General features: G+C 59.5%; 24 protein-coding genes. 9 read left to right on the top strand and 15 right to left on the bottom strand.

Annotation, left to right across the window (positions count from 1 at the left end):
* Window positions 1–2 precede the first annotated feature (2 nt).
* The 5 genes from hisF to hisB all read right to left on the bottom strand — a co-directional run bounded on the left by hisF (window position 3) and on the right by hisB (window position 3284).
* A complete protein-coding gene (hisF, locus tag IEX27_RS04285) occupies window positions 3–797 on the bottom strand; it encodes an imidazole glycerol phosphate synthase subunit HisF (protein WP_188719704.1) in 795 nt (264 codons plus the stop codon).
* Complete coding sequence (gene hisA, locus IEX27_RS04280) at window positions 794–1528, bottom strand: 1-(5-phosphoribosyl)-5-[(5-phosphoribosylamino)methylideneamino]imidazole-4-carboxamide isomerase (protein ID WP_188719703.1); 735 nt, start codon at window positions 1526–1528, stop codon at window positions 794–796. The genes hisF and hisA overlap by 4 nt, the downstream gene beginning before the upstream one ends.
* Complete coding sequence (gene hisH / locus IEX27_RS04275) at window positions 1525–2175, bottom strand: imidazole glycerol phosphate synthase subunit HisH (protein ID WP_188719702.1); 651 nt, start codon at window positions 2173–2175, stop codon at window positions 1525–1527. The genes hisA and hisH overlap by 4 nt, the downstream gene beginning before the upstream one ends.
* Before the next feature lie 4 nt (window positions 2176–2179).
* On the bottom strand, window positions 2180–2608 hold the full coding sequence (locus IEX27_RS04270; protein WP_188719701.1) for a DUF2628 domain-containing protein: 429 nt from the start codon (window positions 2606–2608) through the stop codon (window positions 2180–2182).
* 67 nt (window positions 2609–2675) lie between these two features.
* Complete coding sequence (gene hisB, locus IEX27_RS04265; RefSeq protein ID WP_188720042.1) at window positions 2676–3284, bottom strand: imidazoleglycerol-phosphate dehydratase HisB; 609 nt, start codon at window positions 3282–3284, stop codon at window positions 2676–2678.
* A gap of 151 nt (window positions 3285–3435) precedes the next feature.
* Here hisB and hslV point away from each other — a divergent pair, with 151 nt between their 5' ends.
* From hslV to IEX27_RS04240, 5 genes are all read left to right on the top strand, one after another.
* Window positions 3436–3987 (top strand): ATP-dependent protease subunit HslV, encoded by a 552-nt coding sequence (hslV, locus tag IEX27_RS04260; RefSeq protein ID WP_188719700.1) that lies wholly within the window; start codon window positions 3436–3438, stop codon window positions 3985–3987.
* On the top strand, window positions 3974–4495 hold the full coding sequence (locus tag IEX27_RS04255; RefSeq protein ID WP_188719699.1) for a GNAT family N-acetyltransferase: 522 nt from the start codon (window positions 3974–3976) through the stop codon (window positions 4493–4495). The genes hslV and IEX27_RS04255 overlap by 14 nt, the downstream gene beginning before the upstream one ends.
* Window positions 4495–5088, top strand: coding sequence for a DUF2585 domain-containing protein (locus IEX27_RS04250; protein WP_188719698.1), 594 nt, complete (start codon window positions 4495–4497; stop codon window positions 5086–5088). The genes IEX27_RS04255 and IEX27_RS04250 overlap by 1 nt, the downstream gene beginning before the upstream one ends.
* Window positions 5089–5094: 6 nt before the next feature.
* Window positions 5095–6405 carry an ATP-dependent protease ATPase subunit HslU gene (gene hslU / locus IEX27_RS04245; protein WP_188719697.1) on the top strand — a complete coding sequence of 437 codons (1311 nt, stop codon included), beginning with the start codon at window positions 5095–5097 and terminating at the stop codon, window positions 6403–6405.
* Between the two features lie 209 nt (window positions 6406–6614).
* The gene (locus tag IEX27_RS04240; protein ID WP_373869860.1) at window positions 6615–7592 is read left to right on the top strand and encodes a DUF1402 family protein; all 978 of its coding nucleotides are present in this window, start codon (window positions 6615–6617) and stop codon (window positions 7590–7592) included.
* A gap of 69 nt (window positions 7593–7661) precedes the next feature.
* Here IEX27_RS04240 and IEX27_RS04235 read toward each other — a convergent pair whose 3' ends face one another.
* Genes IEX27_RS04235 through IEX27_RS04220 form a run of 5 tightly spaced genes read right to left on the bottom strand, consistent with a single transcriptional unit; the run spans window position 7662 to window position 10436 of the window.
* Window positions 7662–8036, bottom strand: a complete 375-nt coding sequence (locus tag IEX27_RS04235; RefSeq protein WP_188719696.1) for a helix-turn-helix domain-containing protein — start codon at window positions 8034–8036, stop codon at window positions 7662–7664.
* The gene (locus IEX27_RS04230) at window positions 8033–8581 is read right to left on the bottom strand and encodes a Smr/MutS family protein (RefSeq protein ID WP_188719695.1); all 549 of its coding nucleotides are present in this window, start codon (window positions 8579–8581) and stop codon (window positions 8033–8035) included. The genes IEX27_RS04235 and IEX27_RS04230 overlap by 4 nt, the downstream gene beginning before the upstream one ends.
* Complete coding sequence (locus IEX27_RS21730; RefSeq protein ID WP_373869859.1) at window positions 8578–8994, bottom strand: MltA domain-containing protein; 417 nt, start codon at window positions 8992–8994, stop codon at window positions 8578–8580. Before IEX27_RS21730 ends, IEX27_RS04230 begins: the two co-directional genes overlap by 4 nt.
* A 22-nt stretch (window positions 8995–9016) precedes the next feature.
* Window positions 9017–9691 (bottom strand): MltA domain-containing protein, encoded by a 675-nt coding sequence (locus tag IEX27_RS21725; RefSeq protein ID WP_373869858.1) that lies wholly within the window; start codon window positions 9689–9691, stop codon window positions 9017–9019.
* 37 nt (window positions 9692–9728) lie between these two features.
* Window positions 9729–10436 (bottom strand): Tim44/TimA family putative adaptor protein, encoded by a 708-nt coding sequence (locus IEX27_RS04220; RefSeq protein WP_188719694.1) that lies wholly within the window; start codon window positions 10434–10436, stop codon window positions 9729–9731.
* A 180-nt stretch (window positions 10437–10616) separates the two neighbouring features.
* Here IEX27_RS04220 and IEX27_RS04215 point away from each other — a divergent pair, with 180 nt between their 5' ends.
* The gene (locus IEX27_RS04215; protein ID WP_188719693.1) at window positions 10617–11105 is read left to right on the top strand and encodes an FxsA family protein; all 489 of its coding nucleotides are present in this window, start codon (window positions 10617–10619) and stop codon (window positions 11103–11105) included.
* Window positions 11106–11198: 93 nt separating this feature from the next.
* Window positions 11199–11705 (top strand): protein-export chaperone SecB, encoded by a 507-nt coding sequence (gene secB / locus IEX27_RS04210; RefSeq protein ID WP_188719692.1) that lies wholly within the window; start codon window positions 11199–11201, stop codon window positions 11703–11705.
* A 103-nt stretch (window positions 11706–11808) separates the two neighbouring features.
* Here secB and dnaQ read toward each other — a convergent pair whose 3' ends face one another.
* The 5 genes from dnaQ to IEX27_RS04185 all read right to left on the bottom strand — a co-directional run bounded on the left by dnaQ (window position 11809) and on the right by IEX27_RS04185 (window position 15475).
* Entirely contained in the window at window positions 11809–12534 is a 726-nt protein-coding gene (dnaQ, locus tag IEX27_RS04205) for a DNA polymerase III subunit epsilon (protein ID WP_188719691.1), read from the bottom strand.
* A gap of 66 nt (window positions 12535–12600) precedes the next feature.
* The gene (coaE, locus tag IEX27_RS04200; protein WP_188719690.1) at window positions 12601–13182 is read right to left on the bottom strand and encodes a dephospho-CoA kinase; all 582 of its coding nucleotides are present in this window, start codon (window positions 13180–13182) and stop codon (window positions 12601–12603) included.
* Window positions 13179–14021, bottom strand: a complete 843-nt coding sequence (locus IEX27_RS04195) for a shikimate dehydrogenase (protein ID WP_188719689.1) — start codon at window positions 14019–14021, stop codon at window positions 13179–13181. Before IEX27_RS04195 ends, coaE begins: the two co-directional genes overlap by 4 nt.
* The gene (locus tag IEX27_RS04190; RefSeq protein ID WP_188719688.1) at window positions 14014–14616 is read right to left on the bottom strand and encodes a Maf-like protein; all 603 of its coding nucleotides are present in this window, start codon (window positions 14614–14616) and stop codon (window positions 14014–14016) included. Before IEX27_RS04190 ends, IEX27_RS04195 begins: the two co-directional genes overlap by 8 nt.
* Complete coding sequence (locus IEX27_RS04185; RefSeq protein ID WP_188719687.1) at window positions 14606–15475, bottom strand: pyruvate, water dikinase regulatory protein; 870 nt, start codon at window positions 15473–15475, stop codon at window positions 14606–14608. The genes IEX27_RS04190 and IEX27_RS04185 overlap by 11 nt, the downstream gene beginning before the upstream one ends.
* Window positions 15476–15849: 374 nt before the next feature.
* On the opposite strand from IEX27_RS04185, the gene hemE reads away from it, so the two are divergent.
* Window positions 15850–16872 (top strand): uroporphyrinogen decarboxylase, encoded by a 1023-nt coding sequence (hemE, locus tag IEX27_RS04180; RefSeq protein WP_188719686.1) that lies wholly within the window; start codon window positions 15850–15852, stop codon window positions 16870–16872.
* The gene (hemJ, locus tag IEX27_RS04175; RefSeq protein WP_188719685.1) at window positions 16873–17400 is read left to right on the top strand and encodes a protoporphyrinogen oxidase HemJ; all 528 of its coding nucleotides are present in this window, start codon (window positions 16873–16875) and stop codon (window positions 17398–17400) included.
* The last annotated feature ends 64 nt before the right edge of the window (window positions 17401–17464 follow it).

Here is a 17464-nt window from a genome sequence, read left to right as displayed (position 1 = left end):
GATCAGGCTGCCTTTGCCGTGGGATCGAGACGCACCGGAATGCCCGCCTGCGCCAGATGCTGCTTGGCCTCGGCAATCGTGTAGGTCCCGAAGTGGAAGATGGAGGCTGCCAGCACGCCGGTCGCATGGCCGTCTCGAATGCCTTCAACCATGTGATCCAGATTGCCTACACCGCCCGAAGCGATGACCGGCGCACGCACCGCATCTGCAATCGCACGGGTCAGTGCGATGTCGTATCCAGCCTTGGTGCCGTCGCGGTCCATCGAGGTGAGCAGGATTTCACCTGCGCCGAGATCCACAACCTTACGGGCGAACTCGATGGCATCGATGCCGGTCGTATTGCGTCCACCATGGGTGAAGATCTCCCAGCGCAGCGTTTCGCCTTCACCGGAAACCTTTTTGGCGTCGATCGCGACAACGATGCACTGGTTGCCGAACTTGTCAGCCGCGCGGGCCACAAACTCCGGATCCTTCACCGCAGCCGTGTTGATGGAGACCTTGTCCGCGCCAGAGAGCAGAAGCTTGCGGATGTCCTGTACCTCGCGCACGCCACCGCCGACCGTCAGCGGCATGAAGCACTGGTCCGCGGTACGGGCGACGACATCGAAGATCGTCTCGCGATTGTCGCTGCTGGCCGTAATGTCGAGGAAGCAAAGCTCGTCGGCGCCCGCCTCATCGTAAGCCTTCGCAGCCTCAACCGGATCACCCGCGTCGATCAGATCGACAAACTGCACACCCTTTACCACCCGTCCGTCCTTGACGTCGAGGCAAGGGATTACGCGTGCCTTGAGGCTCATGACCGTACCTTTCCGAGAAGTGCCAGCGCTTCCGCCGGATCGATGCGGCCGTCATAGAGCGCCCGGCCTGAAATTGCGCCTTCCAGCACAGCTGCATCGGGCTCAAGCATCCGCTCGATATCGGCCATGGAAGCAAGACCGCCCGACGCAATCACCGGAATGCTGACGGCATTTGCCAGCTCGATGGTTGATTCCCAGTTGATGCCCTTGAGCACGCCGTCACGGTCGATATCCGTGTAGATGATCGCGGAAACGCCAGCGCCTTCGAAACGGCGGGCCAGATCCACAACCGTCAGGTCAGACGTTTCGGCCCAGCCTTCGACGGCTACACGGCCACCGCGCGCATCGATACCCACAGCGATCTTGCCGGGGAACTTCTGGCAGGCTTCCTTGACCAGCGCCGGGTCACGCACGGCAATGGTGCCAAGAATTACGCGCGCAAGTCCCTTGTCGAGCCAGGCTTCGATCTGCTCCAGCGAACGGATGCCGCCGCCGAGCTGAACCGGGTTCTTCGTGGACTTCAGGATTGCCTCGACCGCTGCGCCATTCACGCTGGTGCCAGCAAAAGCGCCATCCAGATCAACCACATGGAGCCACTCGAAGCCCTGCTCCTCGAATGCGCGGGCCTGCGCGCCCGGGTCGGTGTTGTAGACGGTGGCTTCGCTCATCTCGCCCAGCTTCAGGCGGACGCACTCACCGTTCTTCAGGTCAATCGCAGGAAAGAGGATCATGGCTTCCACTTCAGAAAGTTTGCAATGAGAAGGAGGCCAAGGGCCTGGCTCTTCTCGGGATGGAACTGGGTTCCGAACAGGTTGTCGCGTCCCACGACCGCCGTAACCTCGCCGCCGTAATCCGTCGTGGCCAGAACCTGCTGCTTGTTCTCGGCATCCAGATGGTAGGAGTGCACGAAATAGGCGTGATAGCCGTCCGGACCGGTGGCAATTCCGTCGAACAGAGGATGCGAATGTTTCACGTGAATCGTGTTCCACCCGATCTGCGGGATCTTCAGCGTTGGATCCGAAGGCGTCATCTCCTTGACGTCACCCTTGATCCAGCCGAAGCCCTCGCTAACGGTCTTTTCCAGGCCCCGGCTCGACATCAGCTGCATGCCGACACAGATGCCGAAGAATGGCCGGCCCTTTTCGATGGCAACTTCGTTGATGGCATCGAAGAGCCCTGGCACCGCATTTAGCCCCGCCCGGCAATCGGCATATGCGCCAACGCCCGGCAGCACGATGCGGTCGGCCGTGCGAACCCGTTCAGGATCGCTGACCAGCTCAACCTCGGCGTCAATGCCGGCATCGCCAGCAGAGCGCTGGAAAGCCTTCATCGCAGACCGGAGGTTGCCGGAGCCGTAATCAATAATGGCGACACGCATCGCGTCAGGCCTTTCGTGGGTAATCTATCAAACCAAAGGTAGGGGTTGTTACAGGTGACGGCCTGAGAGGGCCTGCGCCGGGCTCGACCTGATCGGCACGAACCACAAGCCCATCGTTGCTGTCGCCGTTCCCCACCGCTTCATGCATATAGCGCAGTTCGGCTTCTTCCTGACTGGCGGCGACGACCACGCCCCAATCAACCCAGCCGTGGCGGCGCAGTGCATTGGCACGAAAGTTCCTCGCTTCCATCCCGATGAAGAGCGAAACGAGGACGCCGAGCAGCGGGACAGCCTCAAGGCCGGGGATCATCGAAACACTGCCGAGAACGGCAGAAATTACGAGAACACCCAGCGCCTCCAGCCACATGCGGTACCAGAGGAACCAGATGAGCGGCGCGATGAAGGCCAGCACCGAGAATCCGTCCTTGATCACGACTGCTCCTGCGAGACTCGCTTCGTCTCTCACTGGCGGTTCAAGGACAGAATAGATGGCCATCAGCTCAACCGTTCAGGGTACCCTTCGTCGAAGGGATTGCATTGGGCTGGCGAGGATCGGGCTCAATCGCCGCGCGCAAGGTACGCGCCACCGCCTTGAAGCAGGTCTCGGCAATGTGGTGCGAATTCACGCCGTAATGGTTCGTCACGTGAAGCGTAATGCCTGCGTTCTGAGCCAGCGCCTGGAAGAACTCGCGCACCAGCTCGGTGTCGAACGTGCCGATCTTCTGCGTCGGGAACTCTACGTTCCAGACGAGGAAGGGTCGGCCCGAAACGTCGAGAGCGGCACGGGTCAGCGTCTCGTCCATGGCAAGGTCGAGCGATGCGTAGCGCATGATGCCACGACGGTCGCCGAGCGCCTTTGCTATGGCCTGGCCGATCGCAATGCCGGTGTCCTCAACCGTGTGATGGTCGTCAATGTGCAGGTCGCCCTTCGTCTTTACCGTCATGTCGATCAGCGAGTGGCGGGACAGCTGCTCCAGCATATGGTCGAAGAAGCCCACGCCGGTCGAGATATCGAACCGGCCACTGCCGTCGAGTTCCACGGACACATTGATGTCCGTCTCGTTTGTCTTGCGGCTGATCTGAGCCGCCCGAGTATTGCCGAGGACCATAATCATTCCTTCTTCGTCACGGGCGCCTTTTAGAGCATGTGAACAACAAACGCTAGCACGGTTACGTAACCAGAAAGCGATGTTTGCAATCAGCTGACCGCAGCTTACATAGATGTCGAATGGAAGCCGAATGGCATCAAGGATTTATTCGATGAGTGAAAAGATTTCCATGCACGCCACCACGATTGTGACCGTGCGCAAGGGCGGAAAGGTTGTCATTGCCGGCGATGGCCAGGTCAGCCTCGGCCAGACGGTCATCAAGGGCAACGCACGCAAGGTTCGCCGCATCGGCGACGGCAGCGTGATCGCCGGCTTTGCTGGAGCCACCGCTGACGCTTTTACCCTGCTGGAACGCCTGGAAAAGAAGCTCGAACAGTATCAGGGCCAGCTGACCCGCGCCTGCGTGGAGCTCGCCAAGGACTGGCGTACCGATCGCTACCTGCGCAACCTCGAAGCCATGATGCTGGTTGCCGACAAGAACGTGACCCTGACCCTTACCGGCAACGGCGACGTGCTTGAGCCGGAGCAGGGCATCATGGCGATTGGTTCGGGCGGCAATTACGCGCTGGCAGCAGCCAAGGCTCTGATCGATACGGACAAGAGCGCCGAGGAGATCGCCCGCAAGGCGATGGAGATCGCGGCCAGCATCTGCATCTACACCAACGATAATGTCGTCGTGGAAACGCTCGATGCCGAAGGCTAGCTCGCCCGAGCCGATCTACGACTTTCGTGCCGTCGAGGAAGCTGATCTCGACCTGCTTGCCCAATGGATCAAGAAACCCCATTGGGCTGAGTGGTGGGGCGACCCGGTCAGGGAGATCGCCGAGATCCGCGAGCATATGGACAGCGTCTCGGTGGAACCGCTGATCGTTGAGCTCGATGGTCAGCCGATCGCCTATCTCCAGTCGTACGACCCTCATCTGGAAGACGGCCACCCCTATGCAGACCAGCCGTTCGAGACCCTGGGCGTCGACCTTTCGATCGGTCCGGCAGAGCTGCTGAACGCTGGCCATGGCTCGGCCATTCTCGCCCAGTTTGTGGAAGAACTGTTCGAGGAAGGGGCGACCCGGGTGATCATCGACCCGGATCCTTCCAACGCGCGGGCTATCGCCGCCTATCGCAAGGCTGGTTTCCAGCCCCTGGATGAACGCACCAGCGAATATGGAGACGTGCTGCTGATGGCGATCGACAATCCGGACGAGGCGTTTTGATGGTCGGTGAGGTTGAGAACCAATCGTCCACCCAAAACGTGCTTCTTGGCGGTATCCTCATCACCGCGGCCCTGATCGCCTGCCAGGGCATAGCGCTGACCTTCATGGGCCAGCCGCTCATCTGCGAATGTGGGACGGTAAAGCTCTGGATGGGCGTGGTCGACAGCAGTGAGAACAGCCAGCATCTTGCTGACTGGTACACGCCGTCCCACATCATCCACGGCTTCCTCTTCTATCTAGGCACCTGGCTCGTGATGCGGCGAGCGAACGTCAGCACGCGTCTGGCTGTGGCGACCGTTATCGAGGTGGCGTGGGAACTGCTGGAAAACACCGACTGGGTGATCAACCGATACCGTGAAGCGACCATCTCGCTCGACTACTTCGGCGACAGCGTCATCAATTCGGTCTTCGATTCATTGTGGATGGTCTTCGGTTTTGTACTCGCCGCGCGGCTACCTATATGGGTGACAATAGCGATAGCGATCATCTTCGAGATCGGCGTTGGCTATGCCATCCGGGATAACCTGACGCTGAATGTAATCATGCTGCTTTTCCCTTCTGAGGCGATCAAGCAGTGGCAATCTGGACTTTAAGAGCAAATGGCGACTTTCTCTCCCCGTGAAACTGTTTCGGAACTCGACCGCTATATCATCGGTCAGCATGAGGCCAAGCGCGCCGTCGCAATTGCATTGCGCAACCGGTGGCGCCGCCAGCAGCTGCCCGCCGATCTGCGCGAAGAGGTCATGCCCAAGAACATCCTGATGATCGGACCCACGGGTGTGGGCAAGACCGAGATTTCGCGCCGTCTGGCCAGGCTCGCCGGCGCGCCCTTCATCAAGGTGGAGGCCACGAAGTTCACCGAGGTCGGGTATGTTGGCCGCGACGTCGAGCAGATCATCCGCGACCTGGTAGAGGCAGCCATCGGCCTGACCCGTGAGCAGATGCGCGAAGGCGTGCAGGCCCGCGCTCACCTGAACGCCGAGGAGCGGGTGCTGGAGGCTCTGGTCGGCAAGACCGCGAGCCCGGCCACGCGCGACAGCTTCCGCCAGAAGCTGCGCAATGGCGAGCTGGATGACAAGGAAATCGAAATCCACATCACCGACAGCGGCAATCCGATGGGCGGCTTCGAGATCCCCGGGATGCCCGGCGCCAACATTGGTGTGCTCAACATCAATGACATGCTGCAGAAGGCGATGGGCGGCGGCCGGACCAAGACGGTCAAGACCACCGTGAAGGATTCCTACAAGCTGCTGATCAACGACGAGTCCGACAAGCTGCTCGACCAGGATGAAGTCATCCGCCGTGCGCTTTCCTCGGCCGAGAACGACGGCATCGTCTTCATCGACGAGATCGACAAGATCGCGTCGCGGGAAGGGGGCATCGGTGCTGGCGTATCGCGCGAGGGCGTGCAGCGCGACCTGCTGCCGCTCGTCGAAGGCACTACCGTTGCCACGAAGTACGGCCCGGTAAAGACCGATCACATCCTCTTCATCGCTTCGGGTGCCTTCCACGTCTCGAAGCCCTCCGATCTGCTGCCGGAGCTGCAGGGTCGCTTGCCGATCCGCGTAGAACTGCGGGCGCTGGAGAAGGATGACTTCCGACGCATCCTGACCGAGACGGAAGCGAGCCTGATCAAGCAGTATATTGCGCTGATGGCGACCGAGGGCGTTGAGCTCGAGTTCACCGATGATGCGATTGACCGGCTTGCCGCCATCGCAGTCGATCTCAATGCGACGGTGGAGAACATCGGTGCCCGCCGTCTGCAGACTGTGATGGAACGCGTACTGGACGAAATCTCCTTCAACGCGCCGGATCGAAGCGGTTCGAAGCTCGTGATCGACGCCGAATACGTTGAGAAGAACGTTGGCGACCTGTCGCGCAACACGGACCTGTCGCGCTTCATCCTGTGAGCTAAAAAACACAGTTGCGTGAGACTGTAACCCTGCGGCTTCCAATTATCTCGACTTGGCCGCAGGGTTTTTCTATTGAATTATCCGTTAACCATATCACACCGTAGATGAATTGGGGTGTGGCCCCATGGTTCGAGGTGTGATTTCCAGTGCGCCTCGGCGATGCCAGCCGGCTTCGCTAGGCGCATATTATTTGGTGGGTGCGGACGGTGTCGTCTCTTCGTAGCTTGATGATCGGGCTGATTTTGACTGCGGGCCTGGCCGATGCAGCTGCTGCTGCGCAGCTTGTGCCGCCTGGCAACAGGAACGCCGAGCAGCCCCAGATACCCGGCTTTTCCGCGCGACGCACAAAGGCGGCACAGACCACCTTCGAAGCGAAATACGCCAAGGTCTACCAGCTTCTGCAGAACGACGGTCGTCTGCGCGCGAAGATCCGGGAAGTGGCTTCTGCCTACAGGATCGCCCCGATCCACATTGTTGGCGCCATTGTTGGAGAGCACACGTACAACGTCGACGCCTACGACCGGCTGCAGACCTACTACGTCAAGGCCGCGTCCTATTTCACGACGAGCTTCTCGTTCTCCCATGATGGAGAGTCCATCGACGACTTCATCAGCCGCCCGGAATTCGCTTCCTGCGGCAACTACACTGACAGTTACACCCTCTGGTCCTGCCGTGAGAGCATCTGGGATCGCGAATTCCGCGGCAAGAGTGTGAATGGCAAGCGCTTCCCCAACGACCGCTTCAGCGCCGTCTTCTTCCAGCCCTTTTACGCTGGCCAGACCTTTGGCATTGGCCAGATCAATCCGCTGACAGCCCTGCAGATGACAGACCTGGTAAAGCGCACCTCAGGGTTCGCGCCGCTGGACCATCGTCAGCCGCGCGAAGTCTATCAGGCGATCATGGATCCCGATATTTCGCTGGCCTATGTCGCGGCCACTATAAAGACCTCGATCGAGGCCTACAGACGCATTGCTGACTTCGACATCAGCAAGAACCCCGGTGTCACGGCAACGCTCTACAACATCGGCAATCCGGAAGCGCGCGCGGCTAGGCTTGCTGCGGAAAACCACGCACGCAGGGCAAAGGGCCAGGCGATCAAGCTGCCGGAAGAGAATTATTACGGCTGGCTTGTGAACAAGAAGCGGGACGAACTGGAAGCGCTGGTTTCCGGGACCGAGTTCTAGCCAGGCAACAAACACCCTCGTGGTTCGACAAGCTCACCATGAAGGGGTGAGAAGGCGCCGGTCGTCGTGCTACCACGCCTTCTTCCTACTCAGCATCTCCTCGATGACTTCGCTCAACCGGGCGAGGTCGTCCTCTGACAGCTCACCGATCCGCTGCGACAGCTGGTTCGCCAGTGCGGTGGCCTTTGGCGATAGGCCCGACGTATCGATCACGACGCGCGGGTTCGACTGTTTTGCCAGCCGCTGCAGCTCGTCGGCCTCATCCCAGATGATATTGAGAAAGCCGATGATCTTCTGCACCATAACCCAATTGGGTGGGCTGCGATGCCCATGCTCAAGTGCCGAAAGATAGGCCGGCGTCACGCCAATCGCGGCCGCCATTTCCTTCTGGCTGATGCCGCGGGCCTTGCGGATCTGACGGATCTTGGCGGCAAACGGAGTCACGTCAGGTCTCTCTTCCGCAGCCTCACATACATGGCGCCGTGCCCGCCATGGTGGCGGGCGGCATCTTCGAAACTGCCAACAAGACCACGAAAAGGTGGTGTGGAAAACCACTTCGGAACCGCGCGCCGCAATACGCCTTCGCCCGACGAGCCCTTGCCCGTGATCACCAGCACGTAGCGCTGCCCGCTGGCAAAGGCTCGATGCAGAAACGCGAGCAGCAGGCCGTAAGCCTCGTCCTGCGTGAGCCCGTGCAGATCGATCCGACCGGTGATCTCAAGCCGACCCTTGGCCAGCTTGCTCCGCGTCGGCTCATCGAGCTTGCGAACGACCTGTTCCTTCTTCTTGGCGGCAGGTTGAGGCGATGCTGACTCCAAGGGTCCGATGAAAAAATTCTCGGCCTCCTCGGCCAGTCCCTTCGGGTCGAAAACCGCAAGTGCCTCCGGCTCCTCGGGATGAGCACGACCTTTCAACGGCACGGCGGATCGCGCCACGCGGCTCCAGAGGATCCGGTCCTCTTCGGTCAGTGTCTTCTTGCGCCTGCTCATGAACCCGAATGTTCCTGTAGGCTTCGCGGTACAAGCACGTAGAAAGTTGCGCCATGCTTGATCACACCAGCCAATTCACCAGCCGCATGACCAGTTCCCATGAAGAGGTCAGCTCGCGCCGCCCCCAGAATAGCGCTGCCGGTATCCTGCGCAATCATCAGGCGGCGGAACGGCTCGCCAACTACCTGCACCAGATCGGCTGCATCAACGAAGAACGGCGTACCGAATGTGTGCAGCAGCCGGTCCACCGCCAGGGAACGGCCCTCCGTCAGCTGCACCTTGGCGGCGGCTATCGGCCCAAGCTCCGGATCACCCAGCTCGGTTTCGCGGAAGAAGATGTAGCTGCGGTTCTTCCAGAGGATTTCGCTGACGCGTTCCGGATGTGCGGCCAGCCAGGCGCGAATGCTTTGCATGGTGACCTGCGCCAGCGGGATTTCACCCATATCGGCAAGGACACGGCCAATGCCCTGTGAACGGATGGCCGCTCTTCGCCGCATAAGTGACACGCATGGCTGAGCCATCGGCAAGTCTCAGCCTTGCCGCACCCTGAACATGGATGAAGAACGCATCGACCCGGTCCTTGAGCCAGCAAAGCTCAATACCCCGACCATCCAGCGCGCCTCGATCAATCTCACCGCGGTCGAAATATTGCGTTGGGCCATCGGGTGTCTGGCGGCCAAATCGGAAATACGGATCCCAGCCTGGAATGCCTGACGGATCATCCAGTTCGACCAGATCATCGGGCTGCCGATAAAGTGGCTGCGTGAAAACATCGGTGCGCGTGAGCGACGCCTCCGCCTCAGGCTCGTAGTAGCCGGTCACGAGAGGCTTTGCGCCTTCTTCAGGCGAGATCCGGTACGGCACAAAGAAATGCTCGAAGAATGCCCGCGCATCAGCGTCGGAAACCGGCCCCGCCAGCGCCGCCGCCTTGTCATATGCTTCTGCGAACGCATAAAAGGTAATCCCCAGCGCACCTGATCGATACGGCTTTATCCGTGCCTGCCGGGCGCAACGGGAAAAGGCATCCAGCGCTGCTGAGATGCCTTTGTCATCCTGCCAACCGGGCAGGTCCGCAAAACTTGTGGGCTCAAGGAGCGGCGAGAGGCTCAATGCCGGACGCTCCCTGCAATCGGTATCATCACGCTGGCTATTCCTCGGCTTCGGTAGCCACCAGCTTCCAGTTCGGATCACGAGAACGTGTATCACGGGCGAAGGTCCAGACGTCCTTCACTTCCACAACCGTCTCCGGATCACCGTCTACAATGCTGCCCGCACCGTCGCGCGTGGCCGAGATCAGCTCGGAAATGATCCGCAGCGTGACATGCGCCTCGGTCTTCTTCATCTCGGCAGCAACGATGGAAATGGAGTCGATACCGACGAAGGAGGACTCGATCTTCTCACCACGCCGTTCGCGCTCATCGATCGCGGCAACAAATCCGTCGTAGACTTCCTTGGACAGTAGGTTCTTGAGCGACTTCCGGTCACCGCGGGCGTAGGCCATCACGATCATTTCATAGGCGAGCTTGGCGCCTTCCGTGAAGCCGACCGGATCGAAGGAAGGATCGGCATCCTTGATGGCGCGAAGGCCCCTGTTCAAATCGGTGTTCGGAGCGGCAACCTTGTCGATCACCGCATAGTTGTTGGCCTGCGGCTCCGCGTTGCGGCGCGGCAGCGTGACGACATTGCCGTTCTTGTCGGCCTTGTCCTTGTCAGCAACCTTTGTGCGATCTGCCGTGTAAGGATCAAAGGGCGGACGCTCATTGCCCGTCCGGCGGCCCAGAACATTACGCAGCTGGAAAAAGATCACGACTGCCGCGACCATAAAGAAGATGGTTCCGAAATCAAAGAACTGCATATCGATCAGCCAAGCCGGTCCGTTGAGTTGGGGAGAGCGAGAGCCGGGGCGTGAAACCAGCTTCCGTAAGTCCCTTGTAACATTTCATATAGAACGGGAATACAGATCATTCAAACTGTCTTGCCGAGTTCCTATGTGTAGGGACACGCTCTTTCGTCTCACGGAGGTTAGACCTAACCATTGCGCTTCTCCCTGGTACCGCTTTTTCTGGTCATCATGCCATTGCTGGAAATTGCCGGCTTTATCATCGTGGGCCGGCAAGTAGGCGTTTTGGCGACCATCGGACTGATCATCCTGTCGACGGTTGTCGGTTCCGTGCTGCTGCGCACCCAGGGGCTGGGTCTGATATCACGAATTCGTCAGACGATGGAGCAGGGCGGTGTACCCGCACGCGAAATGGTGCACGGCTTCATGATCGTCGTTGCAGGCCTGCTGCTTATCATCCCTGGCTTCCTGAGTGACATCATCGGTCTTCTGCTTTTCATCCCCGCGATCCGCGACCTGGCGTGGCAATTCCTGCGCTCGCGCGTTATCATTGTCGGGCAGGGGGAGGATTTTACCGCGCGCTATTCGGCCCGTCAGCGGGACAAGGTCATCGACCTCGACACGCAGGATTACACCTCCACCGGCCCTCGCGACACGCCCTGGCGCAGGCTTGATGACGAATAAGCCTGCTGCAAACTTGTAAAGGCCTGGGGTGCGTGTTAGCAGCGATTCCAGGGATAAGACGCCTGTTCAGGCAATGAAAAAGGACATGGATGCATGGCGGATCAACCGCAGGAAAACACGGGAGCCGGCGCTCCTGAAGGTAACGGCAACGCAACGCAGCCGAACCTCAGCGTTCTGACGCAGTATGTGAAGGATCTTTCGTTCGAGAACCCCGGCGCACCGAAGTCGCTGATGGCTCGCAACAATCCTCCTGCGATCAACATCAACGTCAATGTCAACGCGAACCCGATCTCTGGCTCGGAATATGACGTCGTTCTGACGCTGAGCGCCAAGGCGGAAGCTGACAAGACCGTTCTGTTCAACGTTGAGCTGGTTTACGGCGGTGTCTTCCGCATCGAAGGCTTCCCGCAGGAGCACCTGCTCCCGCTGCTCTTCATCGAGTGCCCGCGCCTGCTCTTCCCGTTCGCCCGTCAGGTTATCGCTGACGCGACGCGCAACGGCGGCTTCCCGCCGCTGATGATCGACCCGATCGACTTTGCCCGCATGTTCCAGCAGCGCGTTGCTGAGGAACAGGCCCGCGCCAAGGTTCAGGTTTCCTAAATCCCGCTCGAATTGCGAACAAGTTCGATAGAGCCGCGACCATCGTTGCGGCTCTATTTTCTTTCGGGCGAGCCCGGATAACTGTCTTAGAAAATCAGGCTGCTCAGCCCGTCTTGACGTCGTCTGATGGCTGGTCGAGCTTCACCCAGAGTGCCTTTGGGCCCATGGCTGCGACCATGGCCTGGTGCGCCTGCAGCTCTTCCGGCGTGATGCGCGGGGCGAGAGGACGCGGACGCGGTGGCAGCGTGATGGCAATCTGCTGTCCGGCCTCGTCGGTGCTGTGTTCCGACGTGTTGACTTCGAGGCCGAAGCTCGCCTGCTTGCCGCCGACCAGCTCGATATAGACTTCTGCCAGCAATTCCGCGTCGAGCAGCGCGCCGTGTTTGGTGCGGCGTGAATTGTCGATGCCATAGCGGCGGCAAAGCGCGTCGAGCGAGTTCGGACCCATCGGATGCTTGCGGCGCGCCAGCGCCAGTGTATCCACAACCCGGTCCGGCTCGATCAGCAACTGGCCAAGACGCGTGAATTCCGCATTGATGAAGCCGATATCGAAGTTCGCATTGTGCGCGACGAGCTTTGCGCCATCGATGAACTCGAGAAATTCATCGACTATCTGCGAAAAGACCGGCTTGTCGGCGAGGTCGGCGTCGGAAATTCCGTGCACTGCCAGCGCATCGGGGTGAACGCTTCTTCCCTGCGCATTTATGTATCGATGCAGGGTGCGGCCGGTGGGGAAGCGGTTCACAAGCTCCACGCAACCAAGCTCGATCACCCGATCTTCACGGGGATCAAGGCCGGTGGTTTCGGTGTCGAAGACGATTTCGCGCATGGGAACTTCTTACGCGACCATGGCCAAGGTGGCCATAGCCAGTGGACGAGCCGTGTGGATAAGTAGTCAGCGCTTCAGCTGACGAAGGATTTCGCGGACTGCCGTGCGGGCGTGCTCCAGACCGTAGCCGGTCTCGACAATGAAGTCGGCCTGCTTCCGCTTTTCTTCATCAGGCGTCTGCAGCGCCAGAATGCCTTCAAACTTTTTTTCGCTCATTCCGGGACGGGCAAGAACGCGCTCGCGCTGCACGTCGGCGGGCGCGGTGACTACGACGACCTTGTCCACACGATGCCGGTTTCCCTTTTCGAAGAGCAGCGGAATGTCGAGCACTACGACCGGCGTTCCCTTCTGCCGGTTCTCTTCGAGGAAGCGATCGGCATCGGCCTTAACCAGCGGATGGATGACAGCTTCGAGCTTCTTGATGGCCTCGGGGTTTCCGATGACAGCCTCCGCAAGCTTGGCTCGATCAACAACGCCGTCTTCCACGGTTCCGGGGAAGGCTGCTTCGATCAGCGGCGCGGCTTCACCGGCATAAAGCCTGTGGACGGCGGCGTCGGCATCGTGAACGGGCACACCCTCCTCGATGAACATCTGCGCGGTGGTGCTTTTCCCCATGCCGATGGAACCGGTAAGGCCAAGAATGATCAATGCGGTGTCTCCATGTCAGCGATGATCATGTCGCGCAGTTCCGCCGACACCTCCGGCCTCCGGCCGAACCAGCGCTCGAACCCTGGAACCGCCTGATGCAGCAGCATCCCCAGGCCATCCACGGTCCGAAGCCCACGTTCCGCTGCAGATTTCAGGATCGGCGTCTCGAGCGGCACATAGACGATGTCCGTCACGACGGCGCTATCCGGCAAGCGGCCGAGATCGAGATCATAGGACGTGCTGCCATCCATGCCGAGCGAGGTGGTGTTCACAAGCACCCCACTGTCAAAAAGCAATTCCGGAACCGCTTCCCATGGATGAGACGTGGTGCCGCCGCGGAAATGGTGGCAAAGCTCCTTCGCCCGGCTTACCGTTCTATTGACGATGCGGATATCCGTGAAGCCGCGCGTCTGCAGCGCATAGATGATCGCGCGCGCAGCGCCGCCCGCGCCAAGGACGGTTGCGGTCTTGGCCTCGGCCCAGCCTGGCGCCCGTTCATCGAGGTTCGCGGCGAAACCGTACCCGTCGGTGTTGCTTCCGCAAAGCTGACCATCCTCGAACCAGAGCGTATTCGCCGCGCCGATGATCTCTGCCGCTTCATCCTTCTGCTCGAGCAGGGAGAATGCCGTTTCCTTGTGCGGGATAGTGACATTGCCTCCGGCAACGCCCTCCCGGCGAATATCTTCGATGAAGGCGGCAAACTGATCGGGCGCAACTTCGCGCCGATCATACGACCCGGTGATCTCGTAGGACCGGAGCCAATGGTTGTGGATCAGGGGCGAGCGCGAATGGGCGACAGGATAGCCGCAGACGAAAGCGCGCCGGAATGCTTCAGGCATCGATCACCTTCAGTTCACGGAGTTTGGCTAGAAGAGGTAGGAGCGGCAGGCCGACAATCGTAAAATAATCGCCGTCGATCTTCTCGAACAGCTGAATGCCTTCGCCCTCTACCTGATAGGCGCCGACACTCTTCAGCGCGATGTCGCCAACACGGGCAAGATGCCGCCCGATGAAAGCCGGATCGAGCGGCCGCATGGTCATCCGAGCGATCGAAACGTGCCGCCAGACAGTTTCACCGTTTCTGGCGAGCACCACGCCACTATTCAGTTGATGGGTCTTGCCGGAGAGCGCCAGCAAATGCCGCCGCGCACCTTCCATATCCTTCGGCTTGTGAAAAACTTCATCGCCAAGCGACAGGGTCTGATCTCCACCGATTATCCACCGGCCTGGATAACGCTCCGAAACCTCGACAGCCTTGGCTTCCGCCAGGATTTGCGCGACGTCCTCGGCGTTCACGTCGGACCCTTCCAACGCTTCTTCCACAGCCCGTTCATCCACCTCCGGCGCAACGGGTTCAACCTTCAGACCGGCATTTTCAAGAAGCTGACGGCGGAACGGACTGGTCGATGCGAGGATGATCGTTTCAGCTTCCATAGGTTCCTCCCGTCCGGCGCTTCTTGCGCAAATCAAGGATTGCAGCTGCGGTTTCTTCTATCGATCGCCGCGTCACGTCAATAACCGGCCAGCCGTGCCTGTGACAAAGCTGCCGCGCATAGGCGAGTTCGGCCGCGATCGACGTCTTGTCTATATAGGTATCGACACTGTCGCCGAAATCGGTGCCGAGTTCCCGGTTCTGACGCACCTGTGAAATACGCTCCGCGGAAGCAATAAGCCCGACGATCAGCGGACCCTTGGCGGCAATCAACGCGTCTGGCAGCGGAACGCCCGGAACGATCGGCACGTTGGCTGTCTTGATCCCGCGATTCGCCAGATAGATGCTGGTTGGCGTCTTCGAAGTGCGTGATATGCCCACCAGAATGATGTCAGCCTGCTCAACTTCGTGGGGCAGGTTGCCGTCATCGTGCTCCATGGTGAAATTCAGCGCATCAATCCGACGGAAATAATCGGAATCGAGCACGTGTTGTGCGCCGACCCGGCGCCCAGCCGGCGTTCCGAGATAAGCCTGGAAAACCGTCAGCACCGGTTCCAGCACATTCACACTCGGCAGACCCGCTGCCGCGCACCATTCGTCAAGTCGTCGCGCCAGCTTCTGGTCCACCATCGTGTAGAGAATGATGCCCGGCTCTTCCTCGATGCCGGCAAAAACCTTCTCCAGATTCTTCTCCGTCCGGATCAATGGATAGATGTGCTCGATCGCCCGCGCATTCTTGTATTGCGCTGCCGCCGCACGGCCGGCCGCCAGCAGCGTTTCTCCCGTGGAGTCCGAAATCAGGTGGAGATGAAAGAAATTCTGCTGCTGCTTTTGCACACGTCGCTCCCGAGCTGTGGACATGTGTTGATAGCTTGGACATCTGGGGATGGCGAGAGCAACCGTCGGGATAACCCGACCAGTTCTTCACATTAGGGTCTGCGGTGAAGAAGATTCCGAGCCTGTAGAAAGCTCTGGTGGAATCACTGCCATTATCCCCAGCTGAGAATGTCATAAGCGCGAATCATGACACGTCTAACCCCATTGACTCCAAAACGGGATTCCCGGTCTTCCAAAACTTTATTCAACGCTTATAACGGACCCATGCGCGGCAATGTGCATCTTGGATTGAGCGGCCTGTTCGTGGATAAGCCATAATCCACAGTGCCCACAGGCAATTAGAAAAAGAAGATTCCAAGATTCAGGATTCTTTTTTACGGATCGCGGAGATGTCGGACATGAACGAGCGGAAATTTCTCTTGGCCGCAAAAGGTCAGGGAGTGTTCCCTCCACCCGTTTGGATGATGCGCCAGGCAGGCCGCTACCTCCCGGAGTATCGGGAAACCCGCAAAAAGGCGGGTTCGTTCCTCGATCTCTGCTACAACCCTGATTTCGCAGTCGAGGTAACTCTTCAGCCGATCAGAAGGTTCCAGTTCGACGCATCCATCCTGTTTTCCGATATCCTGGTCATTCCTCACGCCCTCGGACGTGATCTTCGCTTCGAAGAAGGACGTGGTCCTATCCTCACACCCATCGAGGTTGAGGACATTCAGGCTCTGAAGACGGACGAGATCCATGGGAAACTCGCGCCTGTCTACGAGACGGTGCGCCGCCTGCGCAAAGAGCTCCCGGAAGAAACGGCCCTGATCGGCTTCTGCGGTGCCCCCTGGACCGTCGCGACCTACATGATCGCTGGCCACGGAACGCCCGACCAGGCTCCGTCGCGCGTTTTCGGCTACCGCAACCCCGAAGCTATGGACGATTTGCTCCACAAGCTCGCGGTAAGTTCAGCCGAATACCTGATCCGCCAGATCGAAGAGGGCGCAGATGCCGTACAGATCTTCGATTCCTGGTCTGGCGTTCTCGATGAGCACAGCTTTGCGCGCTGGTGCGTGAAGCCGGTAGCCGAGATCGTGAAGCGCGTGAAAGCGCGTTTCCCGGATGTTCCTGTAATCGGTTTCCCCCGCAATGCCGGCCTGCTTTACGAAAGCTATCGCAAGGCAACCGGCGTCGATGTCCTCGGACTCGACTGGACTGTGCCGATGAAGCAGGCTATCGAGCTGCAGGCTCAGGGCCCGATTCAGGGGAATCTCGACCCAATGCGCCTGCTGGCTGGCGGCAGGGCTTTGGAAGATGGCGTCAAAACCATCCTCGATTCGCTCGGCAACGGCCCGCTCATCTTCAATCTCGGCCACGGCATCACGCCGCAGACCCCGATTGAACATGTCCAACAGATGTTGAAACTGATCCGGGAACGCTAAATGGCAACCGCAGCAGAGGGCAGGACAGCTACGAAACGGGCAACGATCGCGCTCGTCATCTTCGCTGTGCTCGCAATTCTGCTGTTCGCGATCGCTCCAGACGGCCTCTACGACTGGATCAAGGCGCTTCACGTCATCGCCGTCATCTCCTGGATGGCGGGCATGTTCTATCTGCCACGACTTTTCGTCTATCACTGCGATGCGGAACCAGGTTCAAAGCAGAGCGAAACCTTCAAGGTGATGGAGCGCAAGCTGCTCCGCCTCATCATCAATCCGGCCATGATCGCCACCTGGGTCTTCGGCCTCTGGCTCGCCTGGAAGGGTTTTGGCTTCAGCGGCGGCTGGCTCCACGCCAAGATCGCCCTCGTTCTGCTGCTTTCGGGCGCCCACGGCTATTTCTCGGCTTCCGTCCGTCGTTTCGCCAAGGACGAGAACACAAAGCCGGCAAAGCACTGGCGCATGGTTAATGAAATACCAACCGTTTTGATGATGCTGATCGTCGTCCTTGTCATCGTGAAGCCGTTCTAACCCTCAAATCCGCCCTACTTTTCGGGTTTTCTAGCCTCCCCGCCCGAAAATAGCTTCTTGCGAT

This window comes from Nitratireductor aestuarii, assembly GCF_014641695.1.
GTDB lineage: Bacteria > Pseudomonadota > Alphaproteobacteria > Rhizobiales > Rhizobiaceae > Chelativorans > Chelativorans aestuarii.
This window is presented reverse-complemented; position numbering and strand designations above follow the sequence as displayed.